The organism is Streptomyces canus, assembly GCF_001514145.1.
GTDB classification, from domain to species: Bacteria; Actinomycetota; Actinomycetes; order Streptomycetales; family Streptomycetaceae; genus Streptomyces; species Streptomyces canus.
Genome location: NZ_KQ948658.1, coordinates 514,818 through 536,345, shown reverse-complemented (window position 1 = coordinate 536,345; position 21,528 = coordinate 514,818). Strand labels below are relative to the sequence as shown.

Annotated in this window: 17 protein-coding genes; 13 read left to right on the top strand and 4 right to left on the bottom strand. The window is 68.9% G+C overall.

The features are described 5' to 3' along the window. Nucleotides 1–414 precede the first annotated feature (414 nt). The 4 genes from AQJ46_RS57165 to AQJ46_RS11810 all read right to left on the bottom strand — a co-directional run bounded on the left by AQJ46_RS57165 (nt 415) and on the right by AQJ46_RS11810 (nt 5,875). Nucleotides 415–585: a hypothetical protein gene (locus AQJ46_RS57165; RefSeq protein ID WP_225887302.1), complete on the bottom strand. Its 171-nt coding sequence runs from the start codon at nt 583–585 to the stop codon at nt 415–417. Between the two features lie 504 nt (nt 586–1,089). Further along, nucleotides 1,090–1,218 (bottom strand): hypothetical protein, encoded by a 129-nt coding sequence (locus AQJ46_RS58430; RefSeq protein ID WP_263972866.1) that lies wholly within the window; start codon nt 1,216–1,218, stop codon nt 1,090–1,092. Nucleotides 1,219–1,733: 515 nt separating this feature from the next. Further along, nucleotides 1,734–4,892, bottom strand: coding sequence for a DUF1349 domain-containing protein (locus AQJ46_RS11815; protein ID WP_059205507.1), 3,159 nt, complete (start codon nt 4,890–4,892; stop codon nt 1,734–1,736). Nucleotides 4,893–5,107: 215 nt separating this feature from the next. Next, nucleotides 5,108–5,875, bottom strand: coding sequence for a FadR/GntR family transcriptional regulator (locus tag AQJ46_RS11810; RefSeq protein WP_063803793.1), 768 nt, complete (start codon nt 5,873–5,875; stop codon nt 5,108–5,110). Between the two features lie 127 nt (nt 5,876–6,002). On the opposite strand from AQJ46_RS11810, the gene AQJ46_RS11805 reads away from it, so the two are divergent. From AQJ46_RS11805 to AQJ46_RS11745, 13 genes are all read left to right on the top strand, one after another. Continuing rightward, entirely contained in the window at nt 6,003–7,118 is a 1,116-nt protein-coding gene (locus AQJ46_RS11805; RefSeq protein ID WP_059205842.1) for an enolase C-terminal domain-like protein, read from the top strand. A gap of 94 nt (nt 7,119–7,212) precedes the next feature. Then, the gene (locus tag AQJ46_RS11800; RefSeq protein ID WP_059205505.1) at nt 7,213–8,577 is read left to right on the top strand and encodes an ABC transporter substrate-binding protein; all 1,365 of its coding nucleotides are present in this window, start codon (nt 7,213–7,215) and stop codon (nt 8,575–8,577) included. 12 nt (nt 8,578–8,589) lie between these two features. After that, on the top strand, nt 8,590–9,510 hold the full coding sequence (locus AQJ46_RS11795; protein WP_059205504.1) for a carbohydrate ABC transporter permease: 921 nt from the start codon (nt 8,590–8,592) through the stop codon (nt 9,508–9,510). A gap of 77 nt (nt 9,511–9,587) precedes the next feature. Continuing rightward, entirely contained in the window at nt 9,588–10,472 is an 885-nt protein-coding gene (locus tag AQJ46_RS11790) for a carbohydrate ABC transporter permease (protein WP_079072220.1), read from the top strand. A 272-nt stretch (nt 10,473–10,744) separates the two neighbouring features. Then, nucleotides 10,745–11,083 carry an L-rhamnose mutarotase gene (locus AQJ46_RS11785; RefSeq protein ID WP_059205502.1) on the top strand — a complete coding sequence of 113 codons (339 nt, stop codon included), beginning with the start codon at nt 10,745–10,747 and terminating at the stop codon, nt 11,081–11,083. A 129-nt stretch (nt 11,084–11,212) separates the two neighbouring features. Continuing rightward, nucleotides 11,213–14,212: a right-handed parallel beta-helix repeat-containing protein gene (locus AQJ46_RS11780; protein ID WP_059205501.1), complete on the top strand. Its 3,000-nt coding sequence runs from the start codon at nt 11,213–11,215 to the stop codon at nt 14,210–14,212. A gap of 69 nt (nt 14,213–14,281) precedes the next feature. Then, nucleotides 14,282–15,133, top strand: coding sequence for a fumarylacetoacetate hydrolase family protein (locus AQJ46_RS11775; protein WP_059205500.1), 852 nt, complete (start codon nt 14,282–14,284; stop codon nt 15,131–15,133). A 29-nt stretch (nt 15,134–15,162) separates the two neighbouring features. Then, nucleotides 15,163–15,921: an SDR family NAD(P)-dependent oxidoreductase gene (locus AQJ46_RS11770; protein WP_059205499.1), complete on the top strand. Its 759-nt coding sequence runs from the start codon at nt 15,163–15,165 to the stop codon at nt 15,919–15,921. After that, entirely contained in the window at nt 15,918–16,985 is a 1,068-nt protein-coding gene (locus tag AQJ46_RS11765) for an aldo/keto reductase (protein ID WP_059205498.1), read from the top strand. Before AQJ46_RS11770 ends, AQJ46_RS11765 begins: the two co-directional genes overlap by 4 nt. Then, entirely contained in the window at nt 16,966–17,871 is a 906-nt protein-coding gene (locus AQJ46_RS11760) for an amidohydrolase family protein (protein ID WP_059205841.1), read from the top strand. Before AQJ46_RS11765 ends, AQJ46_RS11760 begins: the two co-directional genes overlap by 20 nt. Continuing rightward, the gene (locus tag AQJ46_RS11755; RefSeq protein WP_059205497.1) at nt 17,862–18,602 is read left to right on the top strand and encodes a (Fe-S)-binding protein; all 741 of its coding nucleotides are present in this window, start codon (nt 17,862–17,864) and stop codon (nt 18,600–18,602) included. Before AQJ46_RS11760 ends, AQJ46_RS11755 begins: the two co-directional genes overlap by 10 nt. Beyond that, nucleotides 18,599–20,083: a LutB/LldF family L-lactate oxidation iron-sulfur protein gene (locus AQJ46_RS11750; protein ID WP_059205496.1), complete on the top strand. Its 1,485-nt coding sequence runs from the start codon at nt 18,599–18,601 to the stop codon at nt 20,081–20,083. The genes AQJ46_RS11755 and AQJ46_RS11750 overlap by 4 nt, the downstream gene beginning before the upstream one ends. Further along, on the top strand, nt 20,080–20,715 hold the full coding sequence (locus AQJ46_RS11745) for a LutC/YkgG family protein (protein ID WP_059205495.1): 636 nt from the start codon (nt 20,080–20,082) through the stop codon (nt 20,713–20,715). The genes AQJ46_RS11750 and AQJ46_RS11745 overlap by 4 nt, the downstream gene beginning before the upstream one ends. Nucleotides 20,716–21,528: the final 813 nt, after the last annotated feature.

Below are 21,528 nucleotides of genomic sequence, written 5' to 3'. Positions count from 1 at the left end.
TTTTCGCAGGTCAGAGCCTTACAGAGTGGGGTGGGTGGGACTCGAACCCACGGCCGACGGATTATGAGTCCTTTGAGGATCTTGGCAGCCCTTGCCGATCAGTGCCGATTCACGCCGTTCTTGCAGGTGAGACGTGCTAGCCCATGTCAGTCCTGTGTGGTGCTTGTCGATGTGTTCCTGTCCTTGTGGCCCCTCAATGGCCCCTGGGGGTCGATGAGTTGGACGCTTACCACGGCAGCAGCCGCGTCCGCCCAGTTCAGCCGGTGGCATGGAACCTTCGCACAGCGGAGTGCCTTACCGACGCGATGGTGCTCCACCCCTGTACCGGGGTGGAGCACCATCCCTGACGTCACGAGGACGAGGCAAATCTGTCCACCGGACTGCGCAGGACCTGGGCGCAGCCCGTCGATCGGGTCAGCCGAGGACGTAGCTCTCGTCGCCGAAGTCAGCGACGATCTTCAGCTTGCCACCGAGCGCACCGCGCAGCAGGAGATGCACCAGGTCATCGATGCCGTCGAGTGCCGCCTTCGGGTCGGCCGTGTTCTGGGTGGCGAACGCGGCGGTGCCGTGCAGGGCGGCGCCCACGGCGAGCGTGAGACGGACAGGATCCCCCTCGAACCGATCACCGCCGAGGAGATGCGCACCTCGATCGCCCCCTTGATCGGGGAGGGCGCGGCCGCAGATATCGCGGGGGCCAGGCTATGAGCGCCATGCCGGGCCGCTCGATCCCGCCGGAGACCTCCGCCCAGAAGCTGCTGGGCGTCACTCCCCGCACCACGAGCCAGTGGCTGGCCGACATCGGCGTCTGACTGTCACCGCCGGCTTCGACCGGGTTGCACAGGCAGCAGGTGGCAGGCCTCCCAGTTCCGCGGGCGGCCTGCCACACCACCCAGAGCAGCCGATCGCCCACACCAAGACGACGGTGTGGGCGGAGAGGACCGACTGAGCACGGGACGTACCTCGTCCGGGTCGCAGGAATGAGGTGCCGTCCCGGTCGGCGATCTCTCCGTAGGTAGGGATGCCGCGGTCCCCAGCGGTGCCGTGGCGGCTCTGTTCGGCGTCCAACTTGTGCAAGTTGGTCCTGGGCCCCTACCAGGGGGACTTCGAAGCTTCCACTTCGCCGAACCAGCCATCGAGTTCGGCCTTGGTGATGCCGGCCAGGAGGCTGTCACGGATCTCGACCAGGCGGCCACGCTGGCTGGGCTCGGAGCATGACACAGCGGATCAGGCTCCTGAAGCAGGACCACGCGCAACGTGGTGAGGGGCACGAGCCGTTGGTGAGCTGTCCCGCGACACCGCTGATCACCGCTTCCCCCATGGTGCGAGAACGCCACCGCACACGCACCGGCTTGTCCGCGTTCCGCTTCCACCGCACGAAGTGCCGAGCATCCACCCGTCCCGCGCGATCCCACACGCTCTTCCAGTCCGTCAGGAACCGCTACCACAGCGTCCATCCGCTACGACCGGATCGTCGACGCAGGTCCCTGCACCTGCGTGGCCGCAGAGCAGCTGCTGCCCAGCTCGCCCCCGGTCATACCAGCCACCGGGCGACCTGCCGGAAGTGCTCACGGCCATCTGCGAACTCCGCTGCTCGGAGAAGTGGCGCGCCAGGCTAACGGGTGTTGCGCTACCGCACGAAAGTCGATGTGGACATGGCGGAGCTCCGTGTGCCGGTGCGGAGGCCGCACCGGCACACGGAGCTCGTTTCGGAGATCGTGACCCGAACCGCTTCGTCAGCTGACGGAGAACTGGCTGAAGTTGGCGGTGCCGATGGTTCCGCCGTGGGCCGTGGAGAACATGCCCGCGTCCTCGGTGCTGTTGGCCCCGGTCAGTGTCGCGGTGCCGACTGTGGTCCAGGTGGTGCCGTCGGCGGAGTAGGAGCCGGTGACCGAGGTGCCGCTCCTGACCAGGCGGAGCCAGACCGGGGCCACAGCGGCGGTTCCGGTCTTGATGGTGTTGGTGTCGAGGTAGCCGTCGCTGTTGGAGTCGTACGACAGGGCGATTCCGTTGCCGGGGGTGGCGGCGAGGACGAGGTACCCGGTGGACGAACCGGCGGAGGCGATGCTGTTGCGCAGCATCAGACCGGCTTTGGCCCAGTTGTTGGTCTTGTCCTGGCTGTCGACGTGGACGGTGACGGTGGAGGAGGTTCCCGCGGCCCCCGTCTGGTAGGCGGCGGCGTAGTCGTCGTCGTATGCCGCGCCGCTGCGCCACACGTCGATGCCCGCGCTGGTCAGGGACGTCACTCCGGCGTGCTGGTCGACGGCGGCCGGTATCGAGCTGTAGGCCTGGTAGGGCGAGGTGACGATCTGCAGGTTGCTGAAGGTCGCGCTGCCGGCGGTGGTGCTGTGGGCGGTGTGGATGACGCCGGCGTCCTGGGTGGTCGCCATGGACGGCAGGGTGACCGTCGAGCCGACCTGGGTGAAGGTGGATCCGTCGGTGGAGTAGTAGGCGGACACCTGGGTGGCGGTGCGGGTGAGCCGCAGCCAGACCGGTGCCTTGACGGTGGCGGCGGTGTTCGTGAGCTGGTCGAGGTAGCCGTCGGCGTTGGAGTCGCGCTGGAAGCTGATTCCGTTGCTCGGGGTCACCACCACAGCCGCGTATCCGGGAGAGGAGCCGTTGCCCGTGAGGTCGTTGCGCAGGACGACGCCGGCCTTGGCCCAGCCGTTGCTGTTGTCCACGTTGTCGACCCGGGCGGTGACCGAGGTGCCGTTGACGGCGGCGCCTGCCTGGTAGACGGTGCCGTAGGCGTCGTCGTGCTGTCCGCCGGCGCCCCAGATGTCCGCGCCCGCGTCGGTGATGGTGAAGCGGCCGCCGCTCTGGCCGGTGCTGGCGGGCGTGGAGGAGTAGGAGCTGTAGGGCGAGCTGACGGGGTCGGTGGTCAGCGGACGGTACAGCGGCTGGATTCCGGCGCTGTCCATGACCGTCCTGGCGCCTGACGGCCAGCTGCCGTTGCTGACGACGACGGTGCCGCTCACCACGTCACCGCGGCCGTCGGTGCTGGTGATGTTCGTGGAACTGTTGCTCGTCCAGTTGTCGGTCAGGGTCAGGGCGCCGGTGTTGTTGGTCGCCGTGCCGTTCTCGTTGGCCCAGCGGCCGCTGTTGCGGAAGACGTTGTTGGTGTCGGTGAAGTTCCGGGAGCCCTCGTCGTGGTAGAAGCCGAAGTAATTGTTGTTGTTGTGGCAGTAGTTGCGTTCGAAGGTGCTGCCCGGTGACGCTGACAGGGTGTACATGCAGCCGCCGTCGGTCATCTGCTGCATGAGGTCGTGGATGTAGTTGTCGGTGATGTGGTTGTTGGCGGCGGTGGTCGCGGTCGTGTAGGTGGGCTGGTAGTTGTACAGGCCCCGGTTGACGTAGTCCTGGCTGCCGCCGATGTCGTTGGTGCCCCAGCCGTAGCCGATGGTGAGACCGGAGTAGGGCAGGTTGTAGACCTCGTTGTGCGCGACGGTCGCGCCGTTCACGTAGGTGGCGAGGATGGCCGACATGTCCCGGTAGTCCAGCGCCACGTCGTGGATGAGGTTGTTGCTCAGGGTGATGTTCTTGTTGGTCATCCGGCTGTCGCTGGGGTGGTGCGCGTCCGCCTGAAGGCCGCCGACGACGATGCCGCCGCCCGCGTCCTGGGTGAAGACGTTGCCGGTCGCGGTGATGGTGTCGGCGCCGAGTCCCACGCCGGTGGTGTGGGCGTTGGCGTCGTTGCCGATGCCGAGGCCGTCCTGTCCGAGCTGGGTGAACCGGTCACCGGTGAACGTGATGTGGTCGGCGGCCGACACCTGGACGGCGGCCGGCATCTGGTCCCAGTGGGGGCGTGTCGCCTCGAAGAGCTGGCAGCCGCTCTGGCAGGAGGTCAGCGCGTCCGACGGGCGGGCCCAGGTACCGGTGAGGTACGCGCCGGTCTGCTGGCTGGCGTAACCGTTGGTGGTGGGGTCCAGCCAGCTGGTACCCGAGAACTGCAGCCCCGAGAAGGCGATGTGGGTGGCGGGGGAGGAGTAGGTCCCCCCGACGCCGATGAGCGACTGCAGCTTCGGCACCTCGACGTCGGCCGTGCTCATGTCCTGCCCGGTGAGCGGCTTGTAGTACAGGGTGCCGGTAGCGGTGTCGAGGTACCACTCGCCGGCCGTGTCGAGGAACTCGTAGGCGTTCTCGATGTAGAGCGGGCCGGCCCGGTAGGGGCTCGTCAGCGTGTCGTAGCCGAACGTGTTGTTGTCCCACGAGGGCTGGGCCATGGTGATGGTGCCGCTGCTGATGCCGGTCACCGGGGCATAGCGGTCGGTGAAGGATCCGATGCCGTGGATCTCGGTCCGGCCGGGCTGCGCAAGGCTGTTGAGGTAGCTCAGCGAGCTGTTGGTGAAGGTGTAGCCGCTGGTGGTCGCGGTCAGGTAGGAGCGGTTGATCGAGGAGCGGGCCCTGGTCGCCAGGACGCCGTCGACGTACAGCTGGCGCGTGTCGAACCCGGTGCCGACATCGGCCTTCCAGATGTTCTTGGCCGAGTCCTGCACGGTCCAGCCGGTGGCCTTCTGCGCTCCGGTGATGACGGGATGGGCGCCCAGCGCGGCCTTCCAGTTCACCGTGTAGCCGCCTGTGCCGGAGTCCGCCGAGGTGAAGGCGAGCGGCGCGGAGAGCCGGTAGGTGCCGTCGGCGAGCTCGACGGTGATGTCAGCCGTCATGGAGCTGTTGATCGCCCGCACGTTGGTCTTGGCCTGGGTGATGGAGCACGGCTGGCTCACGGAGCAGGCGGTGCCGGAGCCGCTCGGCGAGGCGTAGAGCGTCGTGCCGGCCGCGAAGGCGGGGCCGGCCTGGACGAGGACTGCCGCGGTCGAGGCGGCGAGGACGGCGGCTGTGGCCAGCCATGATCTGAGGCGGGCGGGGCCCGCGGGCCGGATGTGGGTTGTTCGCACGTGACACCTTCCGGGTGGTTCAGAGGGTCCGGGGGTGCTCTTGGCGGGCAGGGGAGAGCCCGGCGACAAGAGGGGAAGGGGTAATAGCGATGTAACATTAGACGTCATACGAATTTCGTCAATAGGTCGAACGTCGTCGACTCGGCCGGCCCTGGGTATACGAACGCCCCCGGCCTGTCGGCTCGGGGGCGGGGCGAGGTCGGTTGCGGGTGCCCTCAGGAGGCGGGGGAGCTCACGTTCGGCATGCGGCGGCGGCTCCACGCGGTCTGGATGTGTGCCGCCATGGCCTGCCCGGCCCCGTCGGGGTCCCGGGCCAGCAGCCGCTCGGCGACTTCGCGGTGCTCCGCGTTGGCGCGCTCGCACGCGGTCGTGTCCGGTGTGCCGTTGTACAGATAGGTCGTGCGTGCCTGGGCGTGGAGGATCCGGATGATGGAACGGCCGAGCCTGTTGTGGGATGCCTGCATGATCCGGTCATGGAAGGCGACATCGGTCTCGATGAAGCATGCCGGGACGGCGGTCTCCTCGTCGAGCCGGGCGAGCAGCCGCTCGATGGCTCGCAGGTCGTCGTCGGTGGCCAGCTGTGCGGCCTGGGCCGTCATCTGGGCTTCCAGCGTCGACCGGATGTCGACCAGCTGGTCGAGGACGACGAGCTGGCCGTCGTGCTGGACGGTCGCGGCGAGCACGACGGGGTCGAGGAGGTTCCATTCCTCGGGCGGGGTGACGGTGGTGCCGTAGCCCTGCCGGGCGAGGACCAGCCCCTTGGCCTCCAGGGACTTGACCGCCTCGCGGACGGTGATGCGGCTGACGCCGAAGGTCTCGCAGAGCTCGGGCTCCACCGGCAGGGTCGATCCTGGAGGAATGGCGCCCGACACGATCGTGTCGGCCAGACTCTCCATGACGGCCTGGGCCAGTCGGGCCGGACGCTTGGGCCAGGGCTTGAGCACGGGAGACTCTCCTGCTCCGCCGGTGCTGTCCTTGGCCATGTGTGCCCCCTTGCTGATGTGGATGACGGCGAGTCTACTGCGCGGAACTTCTTGACAGCATTCGTATGACGACTTACGTTACACGAAAATTTCGCAGCAGTACTTCCCGTTGCAAGGGGTGCACGCCGTGCGCATTACCGAAGTCGAGTGCCATCCGGTCCGGGTGCCGGGAGTCAGTCCGCCCTTCGTCTGGCGGAACGGACTCCTGGGCAGCCCGTCCGAGGGCGAGGCCGCGGTGCTGCGCATCCGCACGGACGAAGGGGTCGAGGGGGTGGCGATGTCCCCCCGGCGGGGCAGCGGGGTCATCCTGGCGGACCTGCTGGACCGCGTCCTGCGCAAGGAGCTGGTGGGGCACGATCCCCTGCAGCGGGAATGGCTCTGGCACCGCATGTGGGAACTGGACCGCACGGAGGAGCTACCGCTCTACCTGCTGGGCCTGGTCGACACCGCGCTGTGGGACCTGGCCGGACGGCTCGCCGACCGGCCCACCTGGCAGATGCTCGGCGGCTACCGCACCTCGATACCCGCCTACGCCTCCACTGTCACCTACTCCTCGATCGAGGAGTACCTGGACATCGCCGACCAGGCCCTGGAGCTCGGCTACCCCGCCATCAAGCTCCACGCCTGGGGTGACGCCCGCTGTGACGCCCGCCTGTCGGTGGCATTGCGCGAGCATGTGGGGGACGACGTCCCGCTGATGTTCGACGGGTCGGCGGGCTTCGACCTCCCCGACGCGATCTATCTCGGGCACGCCCTCTCCGACGCCGGCTACCTCTGGTACGAGGAGCCGATGAGGGAGTTCAGCATCACCGCGTACAAGCGCCTCGCCGACGCGGTGGCCGTTCCCCTCCTCGTGGCCGAGACCTCCGACGGGGCGCACATGAACTCGGCCGACTTCATCCAGGCCGGCGCCGCCACCTTCGGAGTCCGCGCCTCCACCCAGCTGCGCGGCGGCTTCACCGGCGCGATGCGCACCGCCCACCTCGCCGACGCCTACCGGCTGCGCGCCGAGGTGCACGGGCCGGAGATCCCCAACCGGCACCTGTGCATGGCCATCTCCAACACCACGTACTACGAGTCGCTGGTCATGGGCAATCCCATCAGCCGCGAGAGCGGCATCGACGCCGCCGGCCTCGTCCATGCCCCCACCGGTCCGGGCGTCGCCCTTCCGGCGGGCTTGGACTACCCTCCCGCCCTTCAGGCATTTGTCGACAAGGAGACCGTCACTCCGCCCCGGGCCTGATGACCGGAGCCCCAGGCCCGACCGCCTGTCTCGAACACCCCGAACGCGGCGCCTCTCACCGCTGTGCGCCATTTCCCAAGATCTGAGGTCAGTCATGCACGACGACGTTCCGGTTTCCTCCCGCCGCCAGCTCAGACTCACGGCCGTCGCCGTCCTGGGCGCCGTCTCCCTGCTCGGGCTCGCCGCCTGCGGCAACGCGGACCCCGCCCCTGCGGCGACTTCCTCCCCCGCGGCCTTCATGCCCGTGGCTCAGGAGAAGGGCAGTGAGATCACGGTCTGGGCTGACGCCGGCCGTGTGCCCGGCGTGCAGGCGTACCAGAAGGCGCACCCGGACGTGAAGCTGAAGATCGTCACGTACAGTGGCGACGCCAACGGGGCCAATGACCTGCAGACCAAGGTGCAGCTGTTCGACCGGACCGGCAGCGGCTGGCCCGACGTGGCCTTCAGTGCCAACGTCAACGACGGCAGCTGGGCCGCCCAAGGCAAGACGCCCTATGCCGCGCCCGTCGACAAGGGCCTGATCCCGCTGTCGACCCTGAACGGCTTCGCGTACGGCGCACTGAACCCCTGCAAGTTCAACGGCAGCACCTACTGTCTGCGCAACGACCTGGCCCAGAACGTGCTCTGGTACAACAAGAAGCTCATGGGCAAGTGGGGCTACTCCGTCCCGACCACCTGGGAGGAGTACCAGGCACTCGGCGAGAAGGTGGCCAAGGAGCACCCCGGGTACCTGGTCGGAACCGCCGGGGACGCCTGGACTCCTGAGGTGTACTTCTGGGCGAGCCAGTGCACCGCCAGCACCACGACCGGCGCCAAGAAGGTCACCGTTGACCTGCATGACCCCAAGTGCACCCGGATGGCCAAGCTGCTCGACGGGCTGATCGCCAAGGGATCGGTCGCCAAGGACACCGTCTTCAGCGCCGGCTTCATCAAGAACCAGGCGAGCAAGGTCCTCATGCTCCCCGGCCCGTCCTGGTACGGCCAGGTGCTCTTCAACTCCACCTTCAAGATCCCCAAGGGGCAGATCGCCGCTGCCTCACCGCTGAAGTTCGAGGGCGACGACAAGAACTACACCGGCAACGTCGGCGGTGGTCTGTGGTTCGTCTCCTCCCACAGCAAGAACCTCAAGGCGGCCTCCGACCTGGTCAGCTGGATGACGACCTCCGACGACTACCAGGCCACCGCGGCCACATACCCCGCGTACAGGCCGGCGGCCACCAAGTGGCTCGTCAACCAGCTGTACACCGGCTACTTCGCCAAGGACATCAGCCCCGTCTTCGAGGAAGCCGCGGAACTGATCTGGCCCGGCTGGTCCGCGACCCAGTACAGCCAGGAAGCGATCTACTCCTCCACCGTGATCCCGGCCCTGAACTCGGGCAAGACCCTCACCGACACCCTGGGCACCTGGCAGACGGCCATCACCGACAAGGCCAAGTCCCTCGGATACACCGTCAACTAGCGAAGCGGACCGATGACCACCCACCTCGCAACGGAGCGGAGCGGCCGCCGCGGCGGCCGCTCGGCCCGCAACCCGGTCGGACGCGCCGGTTACGTCTTCGTCTCCGGCTATGTCCTCCTCCTGCTCGCCTTCGGCGTCCTGCCCACCGGTTACGCGGTGTGGCTGGCGCTGTCCAACTCCCGCAACCAGCTCGTCGGGTTCGGCAACTTCACCCGGACGTTCACTGACTACCGTTTCGGTCCGGCCTTCCTCCACATCGGCCTGTACCTGGTGGTGTGGCTGGCCAGCCTGATGATCCTTGTGGTGCTGCTCTCCCTGATGCTGCACGGGCGCATGCGCAGGGCCTCCACCAGCCTGCGGTTCCTGTTCTACCTGCCGGGGGCCCTCGCCGGAGTGGCGAGCGTGCTGCTCTTCCTGATCCTCCTCGACCCGGCTGCCAGCCCCGTCGGCTGGCTGCTGAAGGGATTCGGTTGGAACACCCTCGCGCAGGTCAACGCACCCGGTCACCTGCCGGTGCTCTTTACCGTCATCGCCTTCTGGACCGGGGCGGGCGGCTGGATCGTGGTCATGTACGGCGCGCTCAACAGCATCCCCGACGAGATCCTGGAGGCCGCCCGCATCGATGGCGCCAGCACGCTCCAGATCGCCCTTCGCATCCAGATCCCGATGATCACCAAGTGGATCGCGTACATGCTGATCCTGGCCTTCGCTGCCGGCACGCAGCTCTTCGTCGAGCCGCAACTGGTCTCCCTCGCCAGCTGGGGCATGATCCCCGACAGCTGGTCACCCAACCAGCTCTCTTACCAATACGCCTTCCAGGCAGGCGACTTCAACGGCGCGGCGGCGCTCTCCGTCGACCTCCTCATCCTGGGCCTCGCCTGCGCGGCGCTCGTCGTCTTCCGTACCGGCCTGTTCGACAGGGACGAAGGATGACCACGGCTCCCACGACCACAGCCCGCCGAACGCCGCCGCCCCGTACGGTCGGCGCCCGCACCAGCCCGAGGAAGCCCATGCGCCGGACGCGCCGCCCACGCTCACTGGCCGCCCGGCTGGCCTGGCTCATCGTCATGGGCCTGGCCGTGCTGTTCTTCTGTGTGCCGGTGGTGTGGCTCCTGCTGGCCACGACCAAGACCGACGGCCAGATCGTGCGGGACAACCCGTTCTCCTTCGGCTCCCTCACCGCGATCGCCGACGCCTGGCACCACCTCTACGCCTTCCAGGAAGGCGCCATCCTCACCTGGCTGAAGAACTCGGCGCTCTACACGTTCGGCGCACTGGCCATCACCCTCGTGACATCGATCCCCGCCGGGTACGCGCTGGCTCTCACCCAGTTCATCGGGCGCCGGATGCTGTTGACCATCACCATGCTGGTGATGCTCATGCCGACAGCCGCGATGGTGCTTCCCCTGTACCTGGGGATGAACGCCGTGCACCTGGACGGCACGATCTGGTCGGTGATCCTGCCCTTCTCCTTCTTCCCGTTCGGGGTCTACCTCACCTACATCTACTTCTCCTCCAACGTCCCCGCCGACCTGCTGTCCGCCGCACGGATCGACGGGTGCTCGGAATGGCAGGTCTTCCGTCTCGTCGCGATGCCGCTGGCCAAGCCCGTGATCGCCCTGGTCGGCTTCTTCAACTTCGTCGGCAACTGGAACAACTTCTTCCTGCCGTTCGTGATGCTGCCCGACAGCTCCCAGTATCCGGCGCAGGTGGGGCTGAACAACCTGCTCGCCGCCTCGCCGCTGTTCAACACCTCCAGCGGCGCGGGCAACCAGATCATGCGACCCGAACTGGCGCTGGCCACCCTGGTGTCCATCGTGCCGGTCCTGATCGTCTTCCTCTTCTCCCAACGCGCTCTGGTGGCCGGCATGCTCGCCGGCGCGACCAAGGAGTGAGGCGCCAGCCGCACCCCGACCCCCTGGCGACGCCCTCGTCCGCCATAGGCTCGTCGACACGGACGGGAACCGTCGGCCACCCGCTGCCGCGCCGGCCACCGCGCACCGACAACGCGTCGAACGCCCGCGCCCGCCGCCGTACTCATCGGCGTTCCCCGACGACGGGGCCGTCCCAAGCCCACGTCATGCGGACGGGCTTTTGCCACTGCGTCACCAGGCAGGCCCAGGCGGGGCTGTCCGGCACCGCCGCACACATCACCGGAAGGACCCCGATGAAACGGGTTGCCCAGACGATCCGCCTGCAGCCGGAGCACCGTGACCTGTATCTGCGCCTGCACTCCGCGGTCTGGCCGGGCGTCGAGGCCGCGCTGCGGGCCGCGAACATCCGCAACTACAGCATCTTCCTGCGCGAGGACACGCTGTTCGGCTACTTCGAGTACCACGGCGACGACTTCGAGACCGACATGGCCGCAATCGGCGCCGACGCGGCCACCCAAGCCTGGTGGAAGCTCACCGGCCCCTGCCAGGAGCCCTGGGCCGACACCGGCACCGGGGGCAACTGGTCGGACCTGACCGAGGTCTGGCATCTGAGCGAGCCTGGCACACCCTGACGGTCGGCAGCCCTCCCATCGTCCACGCATGACTCGCGGAGATCCGCGAACGGTGTGTGCTTTCGCCCGACCCTTCGCGGGGTGGATCGCCGATCGCGCAGGAGCCCTGACCCCCTTTAAGGAGCATCAATGCGGCTGTTCCGTTCAAGAGCCGTCGGCCGTCTCGGCGCGATCGGCGCGGTGGTGTTCGCCGCCGTGGCCCTGCCCGGATCCGCGTCCGCCGCCACTGCGACCGTGTTGTACGCCTCCCCTTCCGGGTCCGGCGGCGACTGCTCGCTGAGCGCGCCCTGCAGTCTGGACGGCGTCAAGAGCAAGGTGGAAAGCCTGGCCCCCGGTATGACGGCCGATATCAACATCTACCTCCGCGGTGGTACCTACCGTCTGTCCCAGACGTTCGCCTTGGGCGCGTCCGACTCGGGGCAGAACGGCCACCAGGTGGTCTACGCCGCCTATCCGGGTGAGAAGCCCGTTCTCAGCGGGGCGACGAAGATCAGCGGGTTCTCCCTCCACGACAGCGTGAGAGGCATTTACCGTGCCGCTGTGCCGGCAGGCACACAGAGCCGGCAGCTGTTCGTCGACGGCGTGCGTGCCCAGCGCGCACGCGGCCCGCTGAACCCCTCGGGGTTCACCCTGGCCGGCGCCGGCTTCACCACCAGTGACTCCTCGTACGCGTCCTTCACCAATGCCTCCTCGGTGGAGGTCGTGGACAACAACAACTGGAAGCAGATGCGCTGCCCGCTGGCGAGCATCACTGTGCCCAGCGGCGGCGGGTCCAGCCTCAACCTCGACCCGACCTGCTTCGCGAACAACAGCACCTCGGTGCCCAACCGCGGCTTCCCGTTCAACGGGAACGGACTGCCCAAGCTGAACGCGATCAGCTACGTGGAGAACGCGTACCAACTGCTCGACGCCCCGGGCGAGTTCTACCTCGACAGTTCACTGGGCTACCTCTACTACAAGCCTCGGGCCGGTGAGGACCTCAGCACGGCGGACGTGGAACTGCCCACCCTCGAGACGCTGCTGAACGTAAGTGGCACCCCCGGTCACCTCACGCCGGTCAACGACACCGACACAACCCTCACGTACACCGGCTCCTGGTACTACTCCAGTGGGCGGTCCCTGGGCGACCTCTACGACGACGTGCACTACACCGCGTCCAACGGCGCCTCGGTGAGCTACACCTTCACCGGTACCGGGATCGACGTGCTGTCGGAGACCAACAGTGACCAGGGCGGCATGGACGTCTACGTCGACGGCACCAAGGTCCAGAGCGTCTCCGCCTCCGCCTCCTCCCGTCTCGCCCAGCAGGTCGTCGCCTCCGTCAGCGGCCTTCCCAAGGGGCAGCACACGGTCAAGCTGGTCAAGACCGGCGGGACGTACATGCTCCTCGACGCTCTCACGGTCGTCCCCGACCCGATCACGCCCGTGCACGACATCACCTTCCAGGGCCTGACGTTCGCCCACACCACCTGGATGCTCCCGTCGACGGCCGGATACATCGACAACCAGGCCGGTGTGCTGTGGGACGCCACCACCCAGGCCCCCATCCGCATCCCCGCCGCCGTGCAGGTACACCGGGGCGCGAACATCACCTTCAGCGGCAACGAGATCACCGGCACCGGCGGCACGGGCATCGACCTCGCCGACGGCACGCAGAACTCCGCGATCACCGGAAACCTCATCCACGACACCTCCGGTGGTGGAGTCTCCGTAGGTGAGGTGGACGACTACTACCTCACCGACACCAGCCGCATGACCACGGGTGACACCGTCTCCCAGAACTGGATCTCCCACGTCGCCCAGGACTACTCGGACGCCGTCGGCATCTGGGCCGGTTACACCCGGAACCTGACCGTCTCGCACAACGACATCGGCCACGTTCCCTACACCGGCATGTCGATCGGCTGGGGCTGGGGCTACGCCTCATCGTGCGCCACGCAATCCGCCCAGGGCTTGACCACCTGCGAACACGGCACCATCTACGCCGGCGGCAACCAGGTCCTGTACAACCACGTGCACGACGTCATGAGCATCCTCCACGATGGCGGTGCCATCTACACCAACGGCGGCCAGGGCGACGGGGACGGCTCCGTCACGTCCGTGCTGGCGGGCAATCTGGTGGAGAGCATCAACCAGACGAACGGGATCTACCACGACGAGGGCAGCTCGTACTGGAACACTCACGACAACGTGATCCGCGTCAAGGTGGGCCAGTGGGTCGGCATGTGGACGCCGACCATCCACGACATCAACCTCCACGACAACTACTCCGACCGCTCCAACTACCAGAACAACGGAACCAGCATCACCTTCAACCAGGCCACGATCGTCTCCGGCGGTGCCTGGCCCTCCGCCGCCCGGTCCGTCATCACCGCTGCGGGTCCCGAAGCCGCCTACCGGCCGCTGACCGGCAGGCTCGACGACGACAGCACGGCGATCTCCTACACCGGCAGCTGGCTGGCGAGCGGCAACCGGGGCTACGGCGACGACGAGGACGCCGTGCACTACACGACCGTCAACGGAGACGCCGCCTCCCTGACGTTCACCGGCACCGGCGTCTCGGTCATCGGTGAGAAGAACAGCGACCAGGGCCAGGTGGAGGTCCTTCTCGACGGCACCTCCCAGGGCTTGTTCGACACCTCCGCCGCCACCCGCCAGGCCCAGTCCGTCATCTACAGCACCAGCGGACTGACCGCAGGCAGCCACACCGTCCAGTTCGTCAAGCGCAGCGGCAACTACGCCATCCTGGACGGCTTCGAGGTGACCGGCGTGGCCAACGACACCGACTCCTCCCTCACGTACACCGGCGGGACGTGGCGCACCTACGCCAACCGCGGCTACGGCGACTACCAGGACGACGTCCACGCCGCGACGGCCAACGGCGACTCGGTCACCGTCACCTTCACGGGAACCGGGATCAGCCTCGTCACCGAGACCAACTCCGACGAGGGCACCATCGCGGTCTCCCTCGACGGAACCTCTCAGGGCACCGTCAACGCGAACGCGGCCGGCCGGCATGTCCAGCAGACCGTCTACACGGTCGGCGGGCTGTCCGCCGGACGGCACACGCTCACGCTGACCAAGACCGGAGGCTCCTATCTGGTGATCGACCGGTTCGACGTGCGGTGACGGCCGACGGCCGTGCGCTCGCCCTCCGGCGAACGCCATTCCGACAACCACCCCTGAGAAGGAGACCCTGTGAAACTGCTACGAGTCGGAGCCCTCGGCGAGGAGCGCCCCGCCGTTCGCACCGAGGAGGGCCGGCTGCTGGATCTGTCCTCCGTGACCGGTGACATCGACGCTGCCTTCCTCGCCGGGGACGGCATCGAGCGGGCCCGTGCGGCGGTCGCGGCGGGCGTCCTGGCCGAGCTGGAGTGGGACGGTCTGCGGATCGGAGCCCCCGTCACCCGTCCCGGCAAGATCGTGTGCGTCGGGCTGAACTACCGCGACCACGCCGCCGAGACCGGTGCGGCGATCCCCGCGCGTCCGGTGGTGTTCATGAAGGACCCGGGGACGGTGGTCGGGCCGTACGACGAGGTGCTGATCCCTCGCGGCTCCGTGAAGACCGACTGGGAGGTCGAGTTGGCGGTCGTCATCGGACGGCGGGCCCGCTACCTCGACGGTCCGGAAGCAGCGCGGGCCGTGATCGCGGGATACGCGATCAGCCACGACGTCTCCGAGCGCGAGTTCCAGCTGGAGTACTCGTCCCAGTGGGACCTGGGCAAGTCCTGCGAGACCTTCAACCCGCTCGGCCCGTGGCTGGTGACCGCAGACGAGGTCGGCGACCCGCAGAACCTCGCCCTGCACCTGAGCGTCAACGGTGTGAAGCGGCAGGACGGCCGCACCGGCGACATGATCTTCCCGGTCGACCATCTCGTGTCGTACCTGAGCCAGTACATGGTCCTGGAGCCGGGCGACGTGATCAACACCGGTACTCCCGCGGGCGTGGCCCTCGGCCTCCCCGGTACCCCCTACCTCCGCCCCGGCGACACCGTCGAGCTCGCCGTCGACGGCCTCGGCGCCCAGCGCCAGACCTTCGCCCAAGCGTGAAAGGCGCTCCCTTGAGCAAGTTGAGCAGCATGAGCGGCCTGTCAGGGCTGAAGGCCGTCGTCACCGGCGGCGCGTCCGGGATCGGGCTGGCCACGTCCCTGATGCTGGCCGAGCACGGCGCCTCGGTGGCCGTCGTCGACCTCGACCCCTCCGGTGTCCCCGAGCCGCTGATCGCCTTCAAGGCCGACGTCGGCGACGACGCATCGGTACCTACCGCCGTGGAGGCCGCTGCCGAGCGACTCGGCGGCCTGGACATCCTGGTCAACAACGCGGGCATCGGCGCCGTCGGTACCGTCGAGGACAACCCGGACGAGGAATGGCACCGCGTCCTCGACGTCAACGTCCTCGGGACGGTGCGCACCACCCGGGCCGCCCTGCCGTATCTGCGGCGCTCGTCGCACGCGGCGATCGTCAACACCTGCTCCATCGCGGCCACCGCGGGCCTCCCCCAGCGCGCCCTGTACTCCGCCAGCAAGGGTGCGGTGCTGTCGCTGACCCTGGCGATGGCCGCCGACCACGTCCGCGAGGGCATTCGCGTCAACTGCGTCAACCCCGGCACCGCCGACACCCCCTGGGTGACCCGGCTCCTGGACGCCGCGGACGACCCGGAGGCGGAACGCGCCGCCCTCGACGCACGCCAGCCCCTGGGCCGCCTGGTCAGCGCGGACGAGGTGGCGGCGGCCGTGGTCTACCTGGCGAGCCCCGCCGCAGCCTCCGTCACCGGCATCGCCCTCGCCGTCGACGGTGGCATGCAGGGTCTCCGGCTGCGCCCGGCGGCCGGCTCATGAGAACGACCACGCTGGGCACCACCGACGTCAGGGTCACCGAGCTGTCGTTCGGGGCCGCCGGCATCGGCAACCTCTTCCGCCCGGTCACCGACGAGACCGCGTCCGCCGCGGTGGAGGCGGCCTGGGACGCGGGCGTACGCACCTTCGACACCGCCCCGCACTACGGACTCGGGTTGTCCGAGCGACGCCTGGGCGCCGCGCTGCGCGACCGCGACCGCGACACGTACACCGTCTCCACCAAGGTCGGGCGGCTGCTGGAACCCGACCCGGAGGGTGGCCGCGGCGACGATCTCGCCCAGGGCTTCGCCGTGCCCGACACCCACCGCCGCGTCTGGGACTTCAGCTCCGACGGCGTCCTGCGCTCCCTGGAAGCGAGCCTGGACCGCCTCGGCCTGGACCGTGTGGACATCGCCCTGCTGCACGACCCGGACCACCACGCCGAGCAGGCCCTCACCGAGGCCTACCCGGCGCTGGAACGGCTGCGCGGTGAGGGCGTCGTCAAGGCGATCGGCATCGGAGTGAACCAGTGCGCGCTCCCCGCCCGCTTCCTGCGCGACACCGACATCGACGTGGTGCTGCTCGCAGGCCGCTACACCCTGCTGGAGCAGGAAGGGCTTGCGGAGGTACTGCCAGAGGCCGCCGCCCGCGGCAGGAGTGTCATCGTCGGAGGGGTGTTCAACTCGGGTCTGCTCACCGACCCCAAGCCCGGGGCCATGTACGACTACGCGCCCACCCCACCACATGTGCTCGACCGGGCCCTGCGCATGAAGGCGGTCACCGAACGCCACGGCGTACCGCTGCGCGCGGCCGCTCTGCGCTTCCCGCTCGGCCATCCGGCGGTCGCGAGCGTACTGTCCGGCGCGCGTTCCGCCGAGGAGGTCCGCGACACGGTGGATCAGCTGCGGCGAACGGTACCGGCCGCCCTCTGGGACGGACTGCGCGCCGAGGGGCTGCTGCCCCCGCATGTCCCCGTCCCTGTGGCCGTACCGGTGGAAGAAGCCGATCGACCGCAGGACGAGTCGAGGAGTCGTGGGGGTGACCGCCATGGAGGCGAACACGGCTGAGGGCGTCATCGACGTACACCACCACGTGTGGGACCTCTCCGTCCGCGACCAGGACTGGATCACCGGACGGGAACTCGCCCCGCTGCGCCGCGACTTCCTGCTCGCCGACCTGGAGCCCGAGGCCCGGGCGGCCGGCGTCACCGCCACGGTCCTGGTCCAGACCATCGACGTGCCGGAGGAGTCGCCCGAGTTCCTGGCGTTGGCCCGGGACAGCGACCTGGTCGCCGGCGTCGTGGGCTGGACCGACCTGACCTCCCCGGATGTCGCCCGCGCGCTCGCGGCGCTGCGGGAAGGGCCGGGCGGCGAACATCTGGTGGGCATCCGACACCAGGTGCAGGGCGAATCCGACCCTCGCTGGCTGGTGCGGCCGGACGTGCTGCGTGGGCTCGCTGCGGTGGCCGAGGCGGGGCTCGTGTACGACCTGGTCGTCAGGCCCCATCAGCTCGCGGCCGCGCACGAGGCCGCCCGACTGCTTCCCGGCCTCACCTTCGTACTCGATCACGCGGGCAAGCCCCCCATCGCCTCTGGCGAGCTGCGGCCATGGGCGGACGCGGTGCGCCTGCTCGCCTCACTGCCCAACACCGTCTGCAAGCTCTCCGGCCTGGTGACCGAGGCCGACTGGGACCAGTGGAGCGTCGAGGACCTCCGGCCGTACGCGGACACGGTGCTGGACGCCTTCGGACCGCGGCGGCTGATGTTCGGCTCCGACTGGCCCGTCTGCCGACTGGCCGCCACCTACGCCGAAGTCATCTCCACCGCACGGGAGTTGACGGCCGGCCTCCAACCCGCCGAACGCCACGAGGTCTTCACCGGAACCGCCCTGCGGACCTACGGCCTGACCGTCACCGGCTCCGCCCAGGCCGCTCAGGAAGCACCATGCGCATAGCTCTCTTCATCACCTGTTTCAACGACATGATGTTCCCCCGCACCGGTCGCGCGGTGACCGAACTGCTGGAACGGCTCGGCCACACAGTGGAGTTCCCGCAGGGCCAGACCTGCTGCGGCCAGATGCACTTCAACACCGGCTACCGCCCCGAGACCCTGCCCATGGTCCGCCGTTTCGCGGAGGTCTTCGCGGGTTACGACGCCGTGGTCACCCCTTCCGGCTCCTGCGCGGGCATGGTCCGCGTCCACCACCGGATGGTGGCCGCCCAGTTGGGGGACCCCGCGCTCACCGAGGCGGTCGAGCGGGTGGTGCCGACGGTGTACGAGCTGTCGGAACTCCTCGTCGACGTCCTCGGCGTCACCGACGTCGGCGCCCACTTCCCGCACCGGGTCACCTACCACCCGACCTGCCACTCGCTGCGCATGCTGCGCGTCGGCGACCGGCCGCTCATGCTGCTGCGCGCGGTGAAGGGCATCGACCTGGTCGAACTGCCGGACGCCGAGTCCTGCTGCGGCTTCGGCGGCACCTTCGCGCTGAAGAACGCGGACGTGTCCAACGCGATGCTGGCCGACAAGATGCGCCATGTCCTGGACACCGGCGCCGAGTACCTGTGCGCGGGAGACAACTCCTGCCTCACCCACATCGGCGGCGGCCTGTCCCGGCTGCGTACCGGCGTCGGCACGATGCACCTGGCCGAGATCCTGGCCTCCACGGAAGGGAACGTACGGTGAGCGGCGCCGACAATCTCGTATGGCTGGGCACCCCGGCCTTCCCCGAGGCGGCGCGCACCGCGCTCGCCGACACCCGGCTGCGCGCGAACCTGCGCCGGGCCACCGGCACCATCCGGGACAGGAGGCTGGCGGTCGTCGCCGAACTCGACGACTGGGAGGACCTGCGGGAGACGGCGGCGGCCGTCAAGCGCCGCACCATGCGTCACCTCGACCGCCATCTCCTGCGGCTGGAGGAAACGGTGACCGCCGCCGGCGGCACGGTCCACTGGGCGGCGGACGCGGCCGAGGCGAACGCCATCGTCACGCGGCTGGTCCAGGCGACCGGCGAGAGCGAGATCGTCAAGGTCAAGTCGATGGCGACCCAGGAGATCGGCCTCAACGAGGCGCTCGCCGAAGCGGGCGTCCGCGCCTACGAGACCGATCTCGCCGAACTGATCGTGCAGTTGGGCGGCGACCGGCCCTCGCACATCCTGGTGCCGGCCATCCACCGGGGCCGCTCCGAGATCCGCGAGATCTTCCGGCGGCAGATGGGGAAGTGGGGCCGGCCCGCTCCCGAGGGACTCACCGACGACCCGCGCGACCTGGCCGAAGCGGCCCGGCTCCATCTGCGGGAGAAGTTCCTGCGGGCCAAGGTGGCCGTCTCCGGGGCCAACTTCGCCGCCGCCGACACCGGAACGGTGGTGGTCGTGGAGTCGGAGGGCAACGGGCGGATGTGCCTGACCCTCCCGGAGACCCTGATCACCGTCATGGGCATCGAGAAGGTACTGCCCTCCTTCACCGACCTGGACGTCTTTCTCCAGCTGCTGCCCCGCTCGTCCACGGGCGAGCGGATGAACCCGTACACCTCCCTGTGGACCGGCGTCACCGAGGGAGACGGGCCGCAAAACTTCCACCTGGTCCTCCTCGACAACGGCCGCACCTCGACCCTGGCCGACGAGGTGGGCCGACAGGCGCTGTCCTGCATCCGCTGCTCGGCCTGCCTGAACGTCTGCCCCGTGTACGAGCGCACCGGCGGCCACGCCTACGGCTCCGTGTACCCCGGCCCCATCGGCGCCGTGCTCACCCCACAGCTCGTCGGCGTGGAGAACGCAGCCTCGCTGCCCTTCGCCTCCACCCTGTGCGGGGCGTGCTACGACGCCTGCCCGGTCAAGATCGACATTCCCGAGGTGCTGGTCCATCTGCGGGCGAAGGCCGTGGAGGCCAAGCGCCGGGACCGGCTGCTGCCCACCCCCGAGGCGCTCGCCATGAAGGCCGCAGGCGCGGTGCTGTCCTCCCCGAGGCGACTGGCGGCGGTCCAGCGACTCGCCGCGCTGGGCGCCCGGCTGGTGGCCCGCGACGGCCGGATCGGAGTTCTGCCCGGCCCGTTCGCCCGCTGGTCCGGCACCCGTGACACCCCCGCGCCGGCCCGCGAGTCCCTGCGCGCCTGGTGGCGACGGACGAGAGAAGAAGGCCGTACGACGACGGAAGGGAAGGGCCGATGAGCGGCCGCGACACCGTACTGGGCGACATCCGGAGCGCGCTGGCCGACGTACCGGGTGCCGAGGCCCCCGACCACGACCCCGTCCCGCACGATGTGCGCTCCCAGCAGGCGGAGCCGGACGTCGTCGAGCTGTTCATCGAACGCGCCGCCGACTACCGCGCCACCGTCGTCCGCGTTCCGCCGTCCGACGCCGTGGCCGCCGTGGGCCGCGCGCTGGCGCGCACCGGAGCGAGGTCAGTTGTGGTGCCCCCGGGATTCCCTGCAGATCTGGTACCCGAAGGATCCTGGTCCTGGTTGGAGGACGCTCCACCGCTCACGGTCCGACAGCTCGACGCGGCGGACGCCGTGCTCACCACCGTCGCCGCGGCGATCGCCCTCACCGGCACCGTCGTCCTCGACAGCGGACCCGGACAAGGACGCCGTGCGCTGACCCTGCTGCCGGACCAGCATGTCTGCGTGGTCCGGGCGAGCCGGATCGTCGCCGATGTGCCCGAGGCGTTGAGCCTGCTCCCCCCGCACCGGCCGCTGACCCTGATTTCCGGTCCCTCAGCCACCAGCGACATCGAACTGGACCGTGTGGAGGGCGTGCACGGACCGCGAACGCTCGACATCATCGTGATCGCGGGCGAGTAGGTCCCGGATACAGGACTGCCCATGAACGGCGTGGCCCGGCATCGGCCACGACGGCGGCCCGATCCCTCGCCACCTCTCTCATGTTCAGTATGTGGATGCACTTTGAGGCAATCGAGGACTCTGTTGCGCAACTCTGGGGTCAGGTCGTGCGCCGTGGGCGATGTGTTCGAGGCGGCTGCTGCGGGTGTGGTGCTGATTGTGTCCGGTCCAGTACGCGTCGAGTCGGATCATGTTTGAGCGCGGTGGCGGAGAAGACATGCTGGAGGCGGACTTTCGACAGTCCGTTCCAGCAAGCCCGGCGCATGCCGGTGACGTCCAGGGCCTGATTGAGACCTCGGTTCAGCTCTGCCCGAGCGGAGGTGGACCGTTGCCGGCGGTGTGGTGGGGCGCAGCGTAGAAGTTGAGTGTCCACTCCGTCGAGGGAACTTCACGGCGGGCTTCCTCCAGGTCGGCCCACACCGCCCACCTCCGCCGACCGGGCGTTGATGATCCGCGAGGACTACCCCGGCCTCCTCCTCAACTCCCCTCGTACCCAGCGTGCCGGTATCTGCACTTCCTCCGCTGTCGGCCCGGCCCTCGACTGGCGCACTGGAGGCTGCAGCCCATGCCGCACAACCAGCAAATCAGGCACCGAATCGGCCCGGCGAAACCGTCGGCCGGGACACGGCTGCGCCGCCCCGGCCCCTATACGGCCCCTGGGTCTTGGCATTGGCCCTCAAGGCAGTCGCCCGGACCGCGAGCGACACCCTCGATCATCTACTCAGCCGCAGGTCAGAGGGGTTGGAGCTCCCCTGAGCGCCACCGCACCCCAAA